The following is a 16,614-nucleotide window of genomic DNA, read 5'->3' as shown; positions in this document are numbered from 1 at the left end:
TAATCACATGACGAACCTCACCGTCAGAGCATTGCCGACGTTGCGGCCGAGCTGCGACGGCAGTGCGTCGCTGTGCGAGTCCGCCACGCGGTAGACGAGATCCACGCCGCCGTGGACGTCTACGGCGACCGGAACGATGCCGAGATAGGCGGTCGTCAGCATCGCCGCGAGATGCTCGCCCGCGGCCGGCTTCAGCTTCTTCAGGTGGTCCGCCGGTACGTGCGCCGGCAGTGCCTCCGTCGCCCAGTCCATCACTTCGTAGGTGATGGCGTTGACGTCGGTGCTGATGGCTCCGTCGAGGCTCTTGGCGCTGTCGTCGCTCATGGGCGCGAGTGTGGCAGCACCGTGATGCGGTCACGACGGGTTTCGGGGCCAGGTGAGGGCCGTGGCGGTATCGTCCGGCGCCTTGAGGGCCCGGCGCACGCTCGCGGTGTGCGGGTCCTGCGCCCCAGGACTCAACGGCGGTTGCGCATACCGATCTGTGCACCACCGATGGCTGTGACAGTCGTGCCGATGCCGCCAACCGCAGTCGCGAGGCGGCGGCGAAGATCGCTAACCGGCCCCGCGGACTGCGGGGGTCGGCTCGCCTGTGGCCCATGCCGGTTCCAGGGTGGCCGTGCTGCGAGTTCCCTCCTGAGACACCATGCCGGAAATACTGCCGCCCGCTGGAACCGAGTTCCAGCGGGCGGCGGTCCGGGGCCCGCTGAAGACCAGACAGGCATTCCGTCACCTCACCCGCCACATTTCGTCGGTAGCCCGGTCCTGGGGTGAGATGTTGACTCGTATCGTTCAGGTGTTGGGGTTCTCGTCGACTTCGAAGACTTCGGCTGTGATGTTGTCGATGCTCCCGTCCTGGGCGATGGCCGTGCGAATCCTGACGGGTCGGACCGGGTTCGGCGGAACGACCGGGTTCGGCGGGACGACCGGGTTCGGCGGGTAGATCTTGAGGAAGGTGGGGAAGACGGCCACGGGCGTGATCGGGTCCGGCGGGTATGCGACGGTGTTGTGGTCCGCGCCGACGAAGCGGTAGCGGCCGCCGCTGGTCTGGCCGATGCCAGTGGTGTTCACGAGTTGGCTGGTGATGTCGGCGCTCCCGCCGCCGCCCGGGTCGCTCCGGGTGACGACGGTGACTCGGATACTGCCCGTGACGTCGACCCGCTCCGGGCCGGAAAACAAGGTGCCGCTCAGCGCCAGCAGTTCGGTGCGCCGGTGGAGGATCGCGGCGGAGGCGCTGGCCGTGGTCATAGGAAGGGCCAGGCCAAGCAGTGCGACGATCAGGCAGATCTTGCTGATGGCGCGCAGAGGGTGACCGCGCATGAATGCTCCCATCGATGAGGCGGGACCGCATGGCCGCCCCCTCCCGCCGAGGAAGTCCAGCCTGCCCAGGCGAGCGAACCACTGTCTTGTAGTGACACGCGTACCTGGCCCGATAGATCGAGGCGTTCACCTCGGTGCGGACCTTCGCCGCGAGCGCGTCCAGCGTGGTGAAGCCCGGCAGCTCCAGCCCGGGTTCGACGACCTTCTCCAGTGCGATGTTGATCAGGTCCGCCGGGCGGTTCTTCGAGACCGCCTCACTGCGCATCACCGCCTCGGCGATCTTCCGGGCCTTCGCCTTGTCGTACGACAGACCCGTCCGCTGCCGTACGACGGTTCGCTGTCGTTCCGCCGTACGGTTCGCCGCTCTCGGCACCGTGCCTTCCGGCAGGTCGACCGCGCGACGGACGAAGTCGACGACCATATCCGGGATCTCGTCCAGCTTCGGGAAACACCCCATGCGCTGACACGACTTCAGCGCGAACGAACACACGGTCACGGCGATCGCCCGCTTCCATGGTGCGACGCCACCCGGGTCCTTCGCGTTCCCACTGTTCCCGCGCGATCTCACTGCCGAAGTGCCCGTCGAGTCTCACGGCGAGCCCTGGCCGAAGGCGCTCGTCTATCCGGCGCGCGGCACCGCGACACTCTGGGAGCGGACCGCTCCCTCCCTCGACGTTCGGGCCACGCTCGCCGCCCTGCTCGGACGCTCGCGGGCGCGACTGCTCACGGAACTGGCAACGCCCGCGAGCACCACACAGCTCTCCCGCAGCCTCGGCATGGCTCCCGGCGCTGTCGGCGACCACCTTGCCGTGCTGCGGGCGTCCGGGCTCCTGGCCCGGGCACGCGCCGGCCGCGCGGTGCCGTATCGCCGCACCGCGCTCGGCGACGCGCAGATCGAAGGCGCCGCACGACAGGTGTGACCACCGGCACGACGGCGGCCGGGATGGGCTTGGCCTGCGGCTGACGTCGCTTGTCGAGCAGGTGTGCGGGGTGCGACTATGCGGCTCGTGACAATCTCTTCAAGATCATCCTTTGGCAGTACAGCGCCGCTCTTCCGCTGGGTGGCCGCTGCCCGTAAGGCCCCCATCAGCCCGGCGAAGGACGTGGCCGACTTCCACCAGGGCGTCGAACTCCGCGTACGTGCACTGTTCGTCACGCCGGACAGCAGGATCAAGGCACAGTGGGGCGAGTTGCGCCTCTCGAACTCCGCGGACGCCGCGTGGAAGGCCAAGGTCGGCAAGGACGCGTTGACGATTCCGCTCGCCACCACCACGATCGCCCCCGCGGCCAAGCACATCTTCATGGGCACCGCCGCATTCGACCTCACGCTCGCCGACGGGAACGTGCAGCGCATGCGGGTCTACACCCGAGACGCCGGGCTGGTCACTGCCGTGTTCGGCAACGCAGTCGCCTAGGACTTGTCCGGCCGGGCATGTTCGGAGCCAGATGGCGAGTGCTGCTGCGGTGGCTGTGCCGGGGTAGACGTAGCCGCGCTTGTCGTAGCGGGTGGCCACGGCCCGGTGTTGCTTGAGCCTGTTGATCGCTCGTTCGATGGTGTTGCGTTTCTTGTACCGCTCTTCGTCGAAGCTGGGTGGCCGTCCGCCGCGTGGGCCTTTGCGCAGGCGGGCGGCCTGGCTGTCGGCTTTCTCCGGGATGGTGTGCCGGATGCCGCGACGTCGTAGGTATGCGCGGATGACTTTGTTGCTGTAGGCCTAATAAGCACGGTGACTGGCCGTTAGAGGGCGTCTGAAAAGCCTGTCAGCGGGCAAGTCGCCTGATAGCGGGGTGGTGACGCACTTTCGGGGGCTGGAGTGTGCGGGCTGCGTACCCGATACCTGACGGATCTTTCCGATCCGGAGTGGGAGATCCTCCGCCCGCTGGTTCCGGCGGTCAAGCCTGGTGGGCGACCGGCGAAGCACGCAGGGCGGGAGATCATCAACGCGTTGGCGTACTGGCTGCGGGCCGGCTGTGCCTGGAGACTGCTGCCGCACGACCTGCCCCCGTGGCAGACCGTCTACCACTACTGGAGACGGTGGCAGCAAGAAGGCGTGTGGGAGCGGATGCTGACGGCGCTGCGCGAACGCGAGCGGGTGCAGCTCGGTCGAGATCTCACTCCCAGCGCGGCCATCGTGGACAGTCAAAGCGTTAGGGCCAGTGAGCGCGGCGGCCTGCACGGGTACGACGGCGGCAAGAAGGTCAGCGGGATCAAGCGCCACCTGCTCGTCGACACCCGCGGCACAGTCCTGGTCACCTGCGTGAGCCCGGCGAGCGTCGGGGATCGCGACGGAGCTGCAGTCCTGTTCGCTCGGGCTGCCGATGCCTTCCCGCGCCTTCGGCACGTGTGGGCGGACCGGGGCTACCGCGGCGCCGACTTCCACGACTGGGCACGGGAAGTCACCGGCATCACGGTGGAGGTGGTGCAGCGCCGCGACGGAGGGTTCCGCTCGACCTGGGCGAAGGCAGGCACACCGCCTCCGGAAGTGCCCCTCTTCGCGGTGGTCCCGCGCCGGTGGGTCATAGAGCGGACGTTCGCCTGGCTGGGACGGTGCCGCCGCCTGTCGAAGGACTACGAGTACCTGCGCGTCTGCTCGGAGAACGCCATCTACCTCACCATGGCGATGCTCCTCGTGCGCCGCCTCGCAAGACCAGCCCGCTGACAGGCTTTTCAGACGCCCTCTAGGACCTCTTACACGACGGCCTTGTATGCCTGCCATCCCGTCGTCATCTTCGTACGGCCGCCGAACGACCCCTTGCCGTCACCACTGTTGCGGTACAGGTTGCCACTGGTGTCGCGCGAGACGAGGTCTGCCTTGCCGTCGCCGGTGATGTCGCCGACTCCGACGACCGCGTTGTAGGAAGCGCCCCAGTCCGAGAACACCTTCACGCGGGCCTTGAAGGTGCCGCTGCCGGTGCCGTCGTACCGGTAGAGGTTGTTCGACTTGTCCTGGACGAGGAGGTCGCCGGTGCCGTCGCTGTTCAGGTCGCCGACCCCGACGATCTTCTTGTACGTGTTCCAGTTGTCGTACAGCTTCACGCGTGCCGACAGATTGCCCGTGCTGGTGCCCTTGTACAGGTAGACCGTGCCGGTCGAAGCGTTGCGGGCGATCAGGTCCGGGCGGCCGTCACCACTCACGTCACCCGGCGAGGTCAGCACGTCGTACTGGCCCCAGCCGGAGATACCGAGCGAGGTGTACGACGTCGAGGGCGTCGCTGCCTTGCCACAGGCGGGGTGGTAGGCGCGGAGGGCGCCGCTGCTCAGCCGGACCAGGATGTCGTTGCACCGGTCGCCACTGAGGTCGCCGAACGGCACGAACTTCGCGGTGGTCGGCCAGCCGGCGCCGGAGACCTTGCTGCCCAGCGTGCCCGTGCCGGTGCCGCGATGGATCGTGAGGGTGCCCGACGAGTTGAGGGTGAGGAGGTCGCCGACGCCGTCGTTGCCCGCGTAGTCGCGCGGTACCGCCGCTCCGGCCGTCACCGCGAGGTTGCCGGAGAGGCTGAGGGCGGCGCCCTGGCCGTCGGCGGGCTGGGCGGTGAGCGTCCAGGTGTAGGTGCCGTTGGTGACGAGGCGGCCCACGGAGTCCTTGCCGTCCCAGGCGGCTGTCAGCAGACCGCGCGCGGCCGAGCCGGACACGGTACGCACGATGGCGCCGGACGTCTTGTGGCGGACGGTGACCTTCCAGGCGGTGGCGGGTTTCGACAGCCACCAGGTGGCGGACCAGCTCGCGGCCCCGGACCTGACGGTGGAGTCGATGGCCGACAGCGCGGATGCCGGAACACCCGTCGGTACGAGGTGGACGCGCTGCTCGTCATCGGCGTAGGCGACACCGCCGCCGAAACGGTCCACGGTCCAGCTGGTGCCCACCCCGGAGACTCCGGCTCGGTACCGGCCCAGTTCGGTCCAGTCGACGAGCTTGCGGCTCGGCAGGTCTGCGTAGGAGCCGCTGGACGGCAATCCGGTGTGCAGGTCCATGAGGGTGAGCCCGCTGTCCGAGTCGGTGCCGCCGATGTACTGGACGAGGTAGCCGTCACCCAGGAGGACCCTGCTCGGCGGGGCGGTGGCGGTGCGCTTGGTCGTACGGTCGTAGACGCCCGAGCCATGGAAGTCGCCCCAGGCGTCCTCACACGTCCAGTACACCCAGCGGCCCACGGCCTGGAGGTCGGACGGCGTGCAGCCGTTGCGGGTGGTGAAGGACTCCACGGCGGTGCCGGACGGGAGCCTGGTGGCCGTGACCTTGCCTCCCGTGGCAGCACCGCTCCACAGGGTGTTTCCCCAGACGGCCGCGGCGACCCGGTCGCGCTTGTGCAGAACCTTCCCTGCAGAGCCCTCGGCGAACTCGCCGATGTACTGCTTGTGGGAGGAGGCACCGTCGACGACGGCGTACTGCCCGGAGAGGTCCCGGAGTTCCGGGCTGTCGTCGCCCGTGTCGAGGGACGGGCCCCAGCCGGTGGTGCCGTTGGTGCGCAGCATGGTCAGGCCGGACTCGGTGGCCCAGCGGCGGCCATGGTGGCCGGTGCCGTCGGCGAACATCCGGATGCAGCGGGGGAACGTGCTGTCGCAGGAGCCGTCCGCCCCGCTGACCAGCCCGTCCACGGTGGATTTGGCCACGCTCGGAGTGCCGCCCGTGGTCAGCCAGGTGCTGCGATAGGCGCCGAGGATCGTGGCCGGCTCGTACAGCGTGCTGTTGTCGGCCGTGGTGAGGATGCCGTTGCCGAGCGACAGCCCGTGGATCTGCGCGGGCATCGGCTGTACGACGGTCAGGAGGCTGCGGGTGACCGAGCCGTCGGCGGCCCGGGCGATCCGGTACACGCCCCAGTCGAGATCGCCCCGCTCGACGTACCGCTCGGCGCCCGCCACGAGGACGGAGCCGTCCGGCGCCTGGACGAGTTGGCCGGCGGCCGGGTCCATCACCTTGGACGAGTCGGTGTCCGTGCCGTTCGAGCCGAGGGCCCAAAGGGGCTGGCCCCGGTACTTGTTGTCGCCGGGGGACATCGGCTCGACGCCGAGCAGCTTGTCGCCGACGATCCCGTACGCGGCCTGGTAGCTCAGAAAGGCCGTGTCGAGGGTACGGGGCGTGGCGGACAGGTCGTCGCGGTCGTACAGGTCCGCCTTGCCGCGCCCGCTGCGCAGCCGCAGCACCGAGTCGGCGCTCAGCCGGAAGCCGGTCACCTCCGAGCTGTCCTCCGGGTCGACCCGGTCGGGCAGCGTGCTGAACACGCCGGTGGCGAGGTCGACGATGCCCCAGTGGTTGGAGCCGTAGCGGACGATGACGGACCGCGCGTCGCCGTCCTGGACCACCACGTCGGCCGCGCCCTCCGGCAGTCCGGTCACGGGCGTTTCGGCGACCCCGCCCCCGTCCTGGACGCGCCACAACTGGTACGCGTCCGGCATTCCACCGCCGGTGCTGGTGAGGACGGTGTCGCCGAAGGTGCCCTGATAGCTGTGGTACTCGTCGGGTATCGGCACGACGGCGGTGGCACCGGAGGCGACTTTGAGGAGCGTGACCTGGTCGTCGTCCTTGGAGTAGAGGGCGACGGTGTCGGAACCGTGCCCGTAGTAGCCGGGCTGGAAGAAGGCGGCTTCCTGGTAGGAGCCGCTGTCGATGTCGTACTGGACCGGGACGTCCAGCCGCTGCTCCAGCGCGGTCGTGGTACCGGTGGCGTAGTCCGTCCACAGGTAGCGGTCGTCGCCCTCCTCGACCCAGAGGAAGCCACTGTTCCCCGCGTTGAGGATCTGCGTGGCCCTGGGAACGGCACGCGGGGCGGCGGGCAGCACGACCTCTGCGGCCGCGGTGGCCGACTGCGGAGCGGCTGCCGCCGAGGACGGTGCAGCGGCGAGCGGGAGACTGAGAGTCAGTGCTGTCGCCAGAATGGCCGCGGTACGCGTAGTCGGCGCACCGATGCGTGCTGAGCGTGAGCCAAGAGCCGATCTGTGTCTGTGCCGGCGTCGGCCGAGTCGGGCCACCGTTCCTCCTGAAAGGCAAGAAGAAGGCATGGCGGGACGTACGGCAACGCCCTGGCATCCCCCGGCCCCCCGGCCGCATCCCCCACGCGCGTAAGGGGAGGATAACAGCATGATCATGACCGGCTACGGTGGCCTGCGGCTGGGCAACAAGGAACCCCCTGGCCTCTGATCCGGGGTTTCGCATGGAGCGGGTGACGAGAATCGAACTCGCGGGCTCAGCTCGGGCACGCTGTGGGCACGGGGCAGCGTGATCGATTGCGGTGGCGCGTGCCACTGATCCAGCGCCGTGACCCCTCTCACAGCTGCCGCGTACGTGGCGTGAGCACCTGTGAATCGATGCCTTACGAACGGGAAACCAGGCGCCTGCCGGGCCACCTCTAGCCTCGCGGGGCATGAGGGGGAACCGAATTCGCCGACCTGACCGACCCGTCCGCATTCCCGGCTGGGGCTCCATCCGCGGCCGAATGGCACTCGTCCTTGCCGTACCCACCTGTCTGCTCCTCGCCCTGACCGGGCTGGGTGTTGCCGACCGCGCCCACGACTGGTCCGCCGCGCGGGCCACGGAGTCCCAGGTTGGCCTCCTGCTGCGGGAACAGGACCTCGTCCGTGAGCTCCAGCGTGAACGCGGCCTCACCAACGGCCTGTTGAGCGGCGCCGAGCAATACCGGGATGATGTCCGCAGGCAGCGGGCGCGCACCGACAACGCGCGTACGTCCTTGAGGGCGGCGCTCTCGGAGGAGGGCGGCGATCTGCCCGAGGCCGCGGCCTCCGCCTTACGCCGGGCCCAGCTCCCGCTCGTCGACCTCGCCGGAACCCGTACAGCCGTCGATACGGGAACGGCCGACCGCACGGCCACACTTCACTTCTACACCGGGGCCGTCACCGCCGTGATCGACGCCGAAGGCGCCGGCGTGCCCGACGGCGACCGCCGTATCACGCGAGGCGTGCAGGCGCTGCAGGCCCTGGCGCGTGCCACGGAGGCCGTGGCCCTCGAACGCGGTTCCCTGAACGGCGTGTTCGCGGTACAGCGGTTCCGTTCCGGCGAGTACCTCGACTTCACCGAGATCCGGGCTGCGCGGGTCGCTGCCCTCGGTCAGTTCCGCCAACTTGCCGACACCGGACAGAAGTCATCCCTCGACCACGCCTTCGGGACGGCTGCCGCCCACCGGGTCACCGGGTACGAAGCCAAGGCCGAGGCGGGCGCCGACGGCTCGTCCCTCGACGTCGGCCCCGCCCGCTGGTGGACCGACATGACGACGCTCGTCGATGATCTGCACGGCGTGCAGAAACAGGTCGGTGACGACGTACGGGCACGAGCGGACCAGGTCGGCGGCGCGGCTACACGGGAACTCATCGGCTTCCTGGCACTGGGCGCGCTGATTCTCGCCGTGGCCTCCGCACTCGCTCTGTTCGCGGCCCGCTCCATCACCCGCCCCCTGGGCGCCCTGGCCGACGAGGCGGACGCTGTCGCGGGCGCCAGGCTGCCGGACGTGGTCAAGTACATCCAGGAGGCCGACCCCGACACCCCCTTGCCCGCAGAGCCCGAGGCAGCCGAAGTCCCCGGCACCGCACGGGAGATCACCCTGTTGGCCGCCGCTCTGCGCAACGTCGAGCGCACCGCCGTGGGCCTCGCCGCCGAGCAGGCCGTACTGCGCCGCAACAGCACCGAGTCCCTGGCCAGTCTCGGCCGCCGCAACCAGGCGCTCCTCAACCGCCAGCTCGGCCTGATCACCACTCTGGAGAGCCAGGAGCTGGACCCGGACGCCCTGGCCGAGCTGTTCGAGCTCGACCATCTGGCGACTCGCATGCGCCGCAACGCCGAGTCCCTGCTTGTCCTTGCAGGAGAGGAGCCTCCGGCTCGCCGCTGGCCCCGCACGGTCACCGTCACCGAGGTGGTGCAGTCGGCCGTCTCCGAGGTCGAGCAGTACCAGCGGGTCGCCGCCACCGACATCGAGCACTGCCGCATCCGTGGCCACTGCGTCGCCGAACTCTCACACCTGCTCGCCGAACTGGTGGAGAACGCGCTCATGTTCAGCCCGCCCCAGCAGCCCGTCGCGGTGTACGGCTGGCGGGACGGCGGCGAGTACTGCCTCGCCGTGGTCGACCGGGGAATCGGGATGACCGCGCAGCGGATGGCCGAGGCCAACGCCCTGCTGTCCGGCAAGGGCGCCTCCCTGCTCGCTTCGCCCACCCGGTTCCTCGGCCATCACGTTGTCGGCGCGCTCGCGACCCGCCTCGGCGCCCACGTCGAGCTGCGTCCCACGGAGGGTTCGGGCGTCACGGCGTACGTCGCCCTGCCTACCACGCTCGTCCAACAGCCGGACGTCTCGACCACCACGGCAGCCACGTGAGTGCACACCGGCGGCTCCCGGACGGCAAGCAGCGCCGCAGAACAGTGGCGGAAGCAGTCGGACGACGGGCACGCCACCTCTCATTGGACTGGTCGCGAGCCTCGCGTCAGCGGGCACGGCTGCTCATGACATGACAGCGCTTGCGAAGGAGCGCAGCCTGGGAGGAGTGCGGGGATGACATCTGGCGATCGATCAGGCGAGGCGCCCTGTGCACCTTCCCCGGCGAGCCGCAGGCCGCGGCCGAGTTGGCACGCGTCCCACGGCCCGGCGGGCGGGCCGGCATCACCGACGTCACCGCCGCTCCCGACCGGCTTCCGCCGGAGCTGACCGGCGTGGCCACGCGCATCGCGTGCGTCGCCGACGCCCGCCCCCTCGACGAGTACGCCGCGATCCTGGCCGCCGCGCTGCGCACGGTCCGCACCGAGCGCCATGACCAGGCCATGGCCCGCATGATCGACCAGATCGAGGCCCGGCTGAACCTCCTGCGTCCGACCGTCGCGCCCAAGCTCGCCCCCGCGGGCATCGGCCAGGACGCCGCCCCGGCCGTCCTGGCCGCGGCCCGCGCCGCTCTCTTGTGGTGGGGCCCTGCGCGATGTCCCGCAGAATCCGATGGCGCAACGCAGCTCAGGCGTCAAGAATCGCCGGATGCATGAAGTGAAGCTGTCCGACGGGATCATCAGTCTGTCCCCGCTACGCCTGGACGATGCGGAGGCACACCTCGCGGGGGAGGATGAGCAGCTGGTGCGCTGGCTCAGCGGCGGTCCCGGCACACGCGAGGGCGTCGAAGCCTACATACGGCACTGCCTGGAACAGTGGGACACGGCCGGCCCACTCCGCGCTTTCGGCATCCGGGTAGGCATCGACGAGGCGCTCGCGGGGACGATCGACCTGCGCTTCACAGCAGAGGGCTTGTCTCCCGGCCAGGTGAATGTCGCCTACGGCCTCTACCCGTCATGGAGAGGGCGCGGCCTGGCCACCCGCGCGGTCCTCTTGGTCTCCCGATATGCGGCGAGTGAAGGAGCGAAGCAGGCTGTGATCCGGGTAGAGCCGGGGAACGCCGCGTCTTCCGCAGTCGCCCGTCGGGCGGGCTTTACCCCCGACAAGCACACACACGGCGCGGACGGGACACATCTCGACTGGTACGTACGGGATCTGCGCATCGATACCCAGTGACGACCCTGGCGCTCGCAAGCCAGCACGGGGCTTGGCGACGCATGACCCGCGGTTACGGGACAGCTCTTGGCCTTCGCCGGGATCGCCGCGGCGCTCATGTGCTTCCGACGCCTCTGGCAGCAGGCGTGAGGCAGCAGCACCGCCGCTACGGGACGTTCCAGGCGGCGATGAACGGCTGCCCGTCCTCGGTGGCCAGGAAGCTGAGCTGTGGACACCCTGGACACCTCGGCGCAGCTCGCCGAGCTCCGTCAGCGCATCGATCACCTGCTTGACCGGCTCGCCTCCAACACCCGCCTGACCACGGCCGGGCTCGGCACCCTCGACGTGGCCAAGGTGCCGTCCGGGTACGCGCTGCAGCTCGCCCTCGGCCCTCTCGACTGCCTCGTCAGCGCGATGCGCCTGGCCCGAGACCACAAGTACCAACTGCTGCTGCGCGTGGTGCAGCGCCTGGACCAGGCAGGGCAGGAGTGGCCCGCCGGCGAGTCACTGCCCGCACATCTGGTGTGGGGTGCGCACACCCCCACCGACCGGACCACCGTCCTCAGCGACGTGACCGCGGGCTACGCGGCAGGTGTCTTCTCCCTGGAGACCGCAGTCCGCATGCTGCAGGAAGCCGGGTATCCGATCGACGACGTAGCCGAGGAGATCGAGCGAATTCAGAAGCGTGCCTTCGACCAGGCCTCCCGGCTTGCCGACGCGACGGGCGACAACGGGGCCGTGCGGGAGTTCCTGGGTCTGCCGGACGCTGACCAGTGCCCACGGTGCCGATCATCCCCCTACAGGCAGCTGTGTCGCAGGCCCCGCCAGCCGTCGAGCCGGCCAAGCAGTCGACGCTGCCGCCCTCGCGGCAGACTGGTGCTGTTGACCCGACCGGGCCCGGCCCTCGCTGAATCGTGGCGATGGCCGTCACGCAGAAGGGGCTGGAGCCTCTGACCAGGGAGTTCGGGGCACCAAGATTGAGCGGAACAAACGTGTAGATGCATCAGAGGCATGTCGTTTCCGCCGCTGCTCGTATCCCAGTCCTCGTTCGTCAGCTGCCTTGGACGGTGGCAATCTGGAGGATGTGGAGGCTGGGCATGGCTTGGCTGGTGTGCGGCGGCTGTGGCAGTCGAGTCATGCGCTGCTGGTGATCCCGATCGTGCTCATCGTGGTGATCACCGTGGTGGACCAATTGGTCCCGGCCGACATCCATCTCGGCCCGTTGCTGGTCATCGCCCCCGCGATCACCGCCGCGTTCGCCGGCCCACGGCTGACCGGGCTGATCGGGTTCCTGGCGGTGGCGGCGCAGGCGTACATCGGCTGGCACTTTGGGGTGCTGGCCTCGCGTAACGTGCTCGTGCAGATCCTCGCCCTGGCAGTGCTGTCAGCCATGATCGTGTTCTTCTGCGTGGTGCGTGAGCGGCACCGACGCCAGCTGTCCCAGGTGCGGTCGGTCGCAGAGGCCGCGCAGCACGTCCTGCTGTGGCCGCTGCCGGAGCGGATCGGTGCCCTGCGGATCGCCTGCCTGTACCTGGCCGCCGAGGACGAGGCGCAGATCGGCGGTGACCTCTACGCGGCCACCCGCATCATCGGAGGTGTGCGCATCATGATCGGCGATGTGCGGGGCAAGGGGCTGTCCGCCATCGGCGAGGCCGCCCTCCTGCTCGGAGCCTTCCGCGAAGCCGCCCACCGGCACACCTCCCTGCCTGATCTGGCCGCTTCCCTGGAACAGAGCGTCACCCGCTACCTGGCCGACTTCGAGCCGGCGGAGGAAACCGGCGAACGCTTCGCCACCACCTTGCTGCTGGAACTCCCCGACGACGACCCCGTCACTCGCATCGTCAGCTGCGGGCACCCCCCGCCCCTGGTTCTCAGCCCTAACAGTGCCCTCATCGTGCCCAGCCTGCACCCCGCGCCACCGCTGGGGATCGGTGAGATGGTGCCGGAGGAATACAAGATCGATGTGCTCTCCTTCGAGCCCGGCGACACGCTCCTTCTCTACACCGACGGTGTCATCGAAGCCCGCGACGCCGATGGCGACTTCTACCCCTTTGAGACTCGGGCCGCCCAGTGGAGCCAGGCCAGCCCAGAATCGCTGTTGCACCACATCCAGCGCGACCTGCTCGCCCACACCCGCGGACGCCTTAACGACGACGCGGCTCTCGTCGCGCTCCGCCGCGAGCCCGACATCCACCCACGCCGCCAACACGGGCGCGTCACCCACGCCAGCAGGCTCGGCGGAAGCTCCTGAACTGGATGTGCGACGTGAGACGGGGCATTTGGGCGGCGGTTTGTACGGCGCCCGTGAACGGCCCGCTGCACCCCGGCAGCGGCCCGTCGGCATTTCCCTCTCCTTGGAGCAATGAGCCCGGAAGCAGGAAAGACCGTCGCACGACAGCCGACATGCGGGCCCGGGAAATATTCAGAGAAGCGGTGCAAGTAGCGCGCAGGTCGACACATGCTCCGCCGGTTCTGGCGTGATCCTGAAGCCGAGCGGAAAGTGAAGGTTATGTCGAAAGAGTCGGGACAGCAGCTGCGGACGCCCCGCCAGGAAACACCCGAGGAGCGGGCCGACTAGAGTGCTGTCGCGAGGGTGTCCACGTCGTTCGCCATAAGACGATCTTGGACACCCTCGTTCTCGTCTCCGCAGGCACCCCTTGGACCACACCACCAGGAGGAACCAGTGTCCTACCCGCAAGCGCTCACCCCCGAGGAGAAACTCGCCGACGCGAAGAAGCAGCTGAGCCTCCCGCGTATCGTCGTGATCTGCGGCTCCACCCGTTTCATGACCGAGATGACCGAGGCCGATCTGCGGGAGACCAAAGCCGGAAAGATTGTCGTCAAGCCGGGTTGCGACATGAAGTCGCCGCACGAACTTTGGTCCGATCCTGTCGAGGCCGAGGCGTTGAAGGTCCGACTCGACGATCTGCACCGAGCGAAGATCCGGCTCGCTGATGAGGTGCTCGTAGTCGGCGACTACATCGGGGACAGCACCCGAGCCGAAATCGCCTACGCCCGGTCGCTGCGCAAGCCCGTGCGGTTCACGCACCCCGAAGTCGACCCAGACGCCTGACCGCCTACCCCCACACCCTCCGCAGGCACCCCTTGGAATTGATCATCCAGTGCCGCAGGTCCGCCGGGTTGGCGGTCATGGCGGCTGGATGGGACTCCCATGTGCTGCAAGCCCGAGGGGGCGCCGCCGGTATCGGGCAAGCAGCAGGAATACGCCCTCACAGCCTGAACCGGATTCCCTTCACAGGAACCGCACCCTCATGAGATGACCTCATGGTGAAGACACGGCTGAAACGGATGCAGTACCGGCCCCGCCACATCCAGTGCCTCATCACCCAGACCGGACCCGACTGCAACCACCGCAACCCCGGCCATCAAGACGTCGATTCCTATGCTTCGGGTGAGGTCTGAGTGGCCTGGGGAAATCCCAGCTGGTCGAGCAACATGCTGAAGAGGTCTTCTACGAAGGTCTCGTGTGAGCGCAGCAGTTCTTCAATCCTGGCTGTCTCCGGGGTGACGGGGATGCCAGCGGCTGCGGCCCAGGCAACGGCGCCCTCGGCGTCGGTGGGTATCTCGACGTCGAGCTCGGCGCGCTTGTGTCTGACGGCTTCGTGGAACTCTGGCGTGTCCAGCCACAGGAGTTGATCTTCGAGGTCTTCGGGCTCCTCGGCCAGAAGCCGGGCGGCAGTGTCCAGGTTGAGCCATGCCTGCCAGCGCTGTCCGGTGGTGTCCAGCCCGGTCACGAGAGCGAGGGAACCGTCGGAGACGTCGGCGACGCAGGCCGGTGCCCCGCTCCACTCAACCAGGGCGGGCAGGTCCGCGTCGTCCCATGTCCCGGAATCGACTCGGAGCGTCTGCCAGCCGCCCGACCGTGACTCCCATGTGTGCACGGTTGCCTTGAGTTCTTCGTCGAGGCTGTCGAAAACGGGAGCTTCCAGCAGGGGGCGGTTGCTGCGCGCATAGACCAGGTGACCCGAGAATCCCACGGCAGTTCCTCCTTCGAGATGGTGAGCGCACCTTATGGGCTGCCGCTGACAACGCGGGCCTGGTCAGCATCTGCGCGGTCGACCAGGCTCATCTGCTGACACGGCGATACCCGATGAGGGCTTTGGCGATGGCAACGAACGCGAGGAAGTGCTCGGCTTTGCATTCATAGCGGCGGTGCAGACGTCGGCAGGCGGCCAGCCAGGACACGGTTCTCTCGACCACCCAGCGGTGGCGGCCCAGCCGCTGGGAGGACTCGTGCCCCTTGCAAGCGATTCGGTGGCGGATGCCGCACCCGCGGAGCCATCGACGCAAGTGGTCGTAGTCGTAACCTTTGTCGGCGTGCAGCTTCGTAGGCCGACGGCGCCGGGGTCCACGGCGGGACCGGACGGGCGGGATGCCGCGCACGAGCGGCTCCAGGCCCTGGCCGTCGTGCATGTTCGCGCCGGAGACGCCCAGGAACAGCGGCAGCCCGTTCCTGTCCGTGATTGGGGCCCATCGTTGGGATCATGTTGTACAAGGCTGCTGGCTGGAGTGCCGATCGTTGTACACGGTGGCGCGGAGGACTTTCGCGATGGCTCACGGGAGCAGTTCGATGTGCGGATGGTCCGGGGATGTCGGGCAGACGTGGAGTTGGAGGTTGTAGCCGCCGACGATGTCGATCAAGGTGAAGTTGCCGGCCCTGGCGCCCAGAAGAGGCGGGGCCGGGCTCGTCGGTTCCTCCTCGGCGATCCAAGTCCCGCTGCCGCCGTCCCATTCCCAGGAGGCGATGGTGAGGAGCGGGACCTGCTCGGTGCCGCACTCGGGGCAGGGGCGGGGCTTGGGGTCGGTGAGGCTCCAGCGGGTCCAGCCGCCGGTCTTCCAGCCGGGGGCGGTGGAGAGGTTGTTCAGGTAAAGCTCGCCCGGGTCGTCCGCGTACGTGTTGTACCGCGCGGGGTCGATCGTCTCCCAGCGGCTCATGTCGTCCAGCTGATCCTGAAGTTCCCTGTCCAGCTCCGAGGGGTTGGGGTACTCGGTGACCTGCTCCGGTGAGAACAGGCACGGCTCCGGGAGGTAGCCCTCCCGCTGGACGATGGGCGGCTCGGGCGGTGCATCGAGAACTTCGGTGACGGTGGCCGAGGAGCGCCAGAAGAGAGCTGTGCGGGGGTGGGCCATCTCGTGGTCGAAGGGGCACCACAGGACCTGGAGGAGGTCCGCGTCGGGCGGGCGCGGGAAGGAGACGTCGCGAGCGTAGAGCTGGGCGACGGGGAGGAGGGGGATCGGGCCGTTGAACCACGGGCGGTCCGCGAGCCGCTCCCAGGTCGCCCGTTCCCCGGGAGTCCACTGGGGTGCCTCGGGGTCGAGGCGCCGCCGCTCGGCCGCTGCTGCGCGATCGTGACGGAGGAGCCGGACGTCGTCCGGGGAGTGGACCACCGGGGCCGCGCGGCTGTCGTGCGGCTCGTCGCAGTACGGCCACGGCTCGTCGGCGGGCCACAGGAGCGGCCCGCCGACGGAGCTGTCGTGGACGGTCGGCGACCCGGGCCGCGGGTGCAGCCGGGTCGCCGTGCGCGCCAGCGGAGCCAGCTGAGGGAAGAGCGCGGTCACGTCGAACGGCCGCGGCGGGGTGGTAAAGGTGGCGTTCACAGCGGGGATGCTGCCAGCAGCGTCTGACAATGGGTGCACCGATCCACGTCAGCTGACACCACACAGCTTCCCTGAGTCAGCAGGCAGACCAGAGGAAGATCCCAGCGATATGGAGTCCGGCCAGGTAGATGGTCGCGGTCTTCTCGTAGCGCGTGGCGATGCCACGCCACTGCTTCAGGCGGTTGATGCACCGTTCGACGTGTTGCGCTGCTT

14 protein-coding genes and 3 pseudogenes are annotated in these 16,614 nt (G+C 68.9%); 9 read left to right on the top strand and 8 right to left on the bottom strand.

Annotated features, from left to right (window positions below; all coding sequences use genetic code 11):
* Window positions 1–3: 3 nt before the first annotated feature.
* From ABZ865_RS30130 to ABZ865_RS30120, 3 genes and pseudogenes are all read right to left on the bottom strand, one after another.
* Window positions 4–324 (bottom strand): hypothetical protein, encoded by a 321-nt coding sequence (locus ABZ865_RS30130; protein ID WP_361237092.1) that lies wholly within the window; start codon window positions 322–324, stop codon window positions 4–6.
* A gap of 465 nt (window positions 325–789) precedes the next feature.
* Entirely contained in the window at window positions 790–1,317 is a 528-nt protein-coding gene (locus tag ABZ865_RS30125) for a hypothetical protein (protein ID WP_361237089.1), read from the bottom strand.
* A 199-nt stretch (window positions 1,318–1,516) separates the two neighbouring features.
* Window positions 1,517–1,738 (bottom strand): annotated as a pseudogene (locus ABZ865_RS30120) (hypothetical protein); the annotation flags it as partial.
* 154 nt (window positions 1,739–1,892) lie between these two features.
* On the opposite strand from ABZ865_RS30120, the gene ABZ865_RS30115 reads away from it, so the two are divergent.
* Together ABZ865_RS30115 and ABZ865_RS30110 are read left to right on the top strand one after the other, a co-directional pair.
* Window positions 1,893–2,237: a winged helix-turn-helix domain-containing protein gene (locus tag ABZ865_RS30115; protein WP_361237086.1), complete on the top strand. Its 345-nt coding sequence runs from the start codon at window positions 1,893–1,895 to the stop codon at window positions 2,235–2,237.
* Between the two features lie 141 nt (window positions 2,238–2,378).
* Window positions 2,379–2,732, top strand: coding sequence for a hypothetical protein (locus ABZ865_RS30110; RefSeq protein ID WP_234520305.1), 354 nt, complete (start codon window positions 2,379–2,381; stop codon window positions 2,730–2,732).
* A 75-nt stretch (window positions 2,733–2,807) separates the two neighbouring features.
* On the opposite strand, the pseudogene ABZ865_RS30105 reads toward ABZ865_RS30110, so the two are convergent.
* A pseudogene (locus ABZ865_RS30105) lies at window positions 2,808–3,029 on the bottom strand (IS5/IS1182 family transposase); the annotation flags it as partial.
* 99 nt (window positions 3,030–3,128) lie between these two features.
* Between ABZ865_RS30105 and ABZ865_RS30100 the strand changes: the two are divergent.
* The gene (locus ABZ865_RS30100; protein ID WP_361237083.1) at window positions 3,129–3,974 is read left to right on the top strand and encodes an IS5 family transposase; all 846 of its coding nucleotides are present in this window, start codon (window positions 3,129–3,131) and stop codon (window positions 3,972–3,974) included.
* Window positions 3,975–4,003: 29 nt separating this feature from the next.
* On the opposite strand, the gene ABZ865_RS30095 is transcribed toward ABZ865_RS30100, so the two are convergent.
* On the bottom strand, window positions 4,004–7,090 hold the full coding sequence (locus tag ABZ865_RS30095; RefSeq protein ID WP_361237080.1) for an FG-GAP-like repeat-containing protein: 3,087 nt from the start codon (window positions 7,088–7,090) through the stop codon (window positions 4,004–4,006).
* Between the two features lie 653 nt (window positions 7,091–7,743).
* Between ABZ865_RS30095 and ABZ865_RS30090 the strand changes: the two genes are divergently transcribed.
* The 6 genes from ABZ865_RS30090 to ABZ865_RS30065 all read left to right on the top strand — a co-directional run bounded on the left by ABZ865_RS30090 (window position 7,744) and on the right by ABZ865_RS30065 (window position 13,855).
* Window positions 7,744–9,630, top strand: coding sequence for a nitrate- and nitrite sensing domain-containing protein (locus tag ABZ865_RS30090; RefSeq protein WP_361237077.1), 1,887 nt, complete (start codon window positions 7,744–7,746; stop codon window positions 9,628–9,630).
* Between the two features lie 140 nt (window positions 9,631–9,770).
* Window positions 9,771–10,283 (top strand): hypothetical protein, encoded by a 513-nt coding sequence (locus ABZ865_RS30085; protein WP_361237074.1) that lies wholly within the window; start codon window positions 9,771–9,773, stop codon window positions 10,281–10,283.
* A complete protein-coding gene (locus tag ABZ865_RS30080) occupies window positions 10,276–10,803 on the top strand; it encodes a GNAT family N-acetyltransferase (protein ID WP_361237071.1) in 528 nt (175 codons plus the stop codon). The genes ABZ865_RS30085 and ABZ865_RS30080 overlap by 8 nt, the downstream gene beginning before the upstream one ends.
* Window positions 10,804–11,010: 207 nt before the next feature.
* The gene (locus tag ABZ865_RS30075; protein ID WP_361237068.1) at window positions 11,011–11,736 is read left to right on the top strand and encodes a hypothetical protein; all 726 of its coding nucleotides are present in this window, start codon (window positions 11,011–11,013) and stop codon (window positions 11,734–11,736) included.
* A gap of 106 nt (window positions 11,737–11,842) precedes the next feature.
* Window positions 11,843–13,033, top strand: a complete 1,191-nt coding sequence (locus ABZ865_RS30070; protein ID WP_361237066.1) for a PP2C family protein-serine/threonine phosphatase — start codon at window positions 11,843–11,845, stop codon at window positions 13,031–13,033.
* Window positions 13,034–13,465: 432 nt separating this feature from the next.
* Complete coding sequence (locus tag ABZ865_RS30065; protein WP_361237063.1) at window positions 13,466–13,855, top strand: hypothetical protein; 390 nt, start codon at window positions 13,466–13,468, stop codon at window positions 13,853–13,855.
* A gap of 328 nt (window positions 13,856–14,183) precedes the next feature.
* Here the strand turns inward: ABZ865_RS30065 and ABZ865_RS30060 are convergent, their stop codons facing one another.
* From ABZ865_RS30060 to ABZ865_RS30050, 3 genes and pseudogenes are all read right to left on the bottom strand, one after another.
* Entirely contained in the window at window positions 14,184–14,780 is a 597-nt protein-coding gene (locus tag ABZ865_RS30060) for a hypothetical protein (protein ID WP_361237060.1), read from the bottom strand.
* An 88-nt stretch (window positions 14,781–14,868) separates the two neighbouring features.
* Window positions 14,869–15,267, bottom strand: a pseudogene (locus ABZ865_RS30055) (IS5 family transposase); the annotation flags it as partial.
* Between the two features lie 90 nt (window positions 15,268–15,357).
* Window positions 15,358–16,401, bottom strand: a complete 1,044-nt coding sequence (locus ABZ865_RS30050) for a hypothetical protein (protein WP_361237057.1) — start codon at window positions 16,399–16,401, stop codon at window positions 15,358–15,360.
* Window positions 16,402–16,614: the final 213 nt, after the last annotated feature.

The organism is Streptomyces sp. NPDC047085, assembly GCF_040643735.1.
Lineage (GTDB): Bacteria > Actinomycetota > Actinomycetes > Streptomycetales > Streptomycetaceae > Streptomyces.
This window is presented reverse-complemented; position numbering and strand designations above follow the sequence as displayed.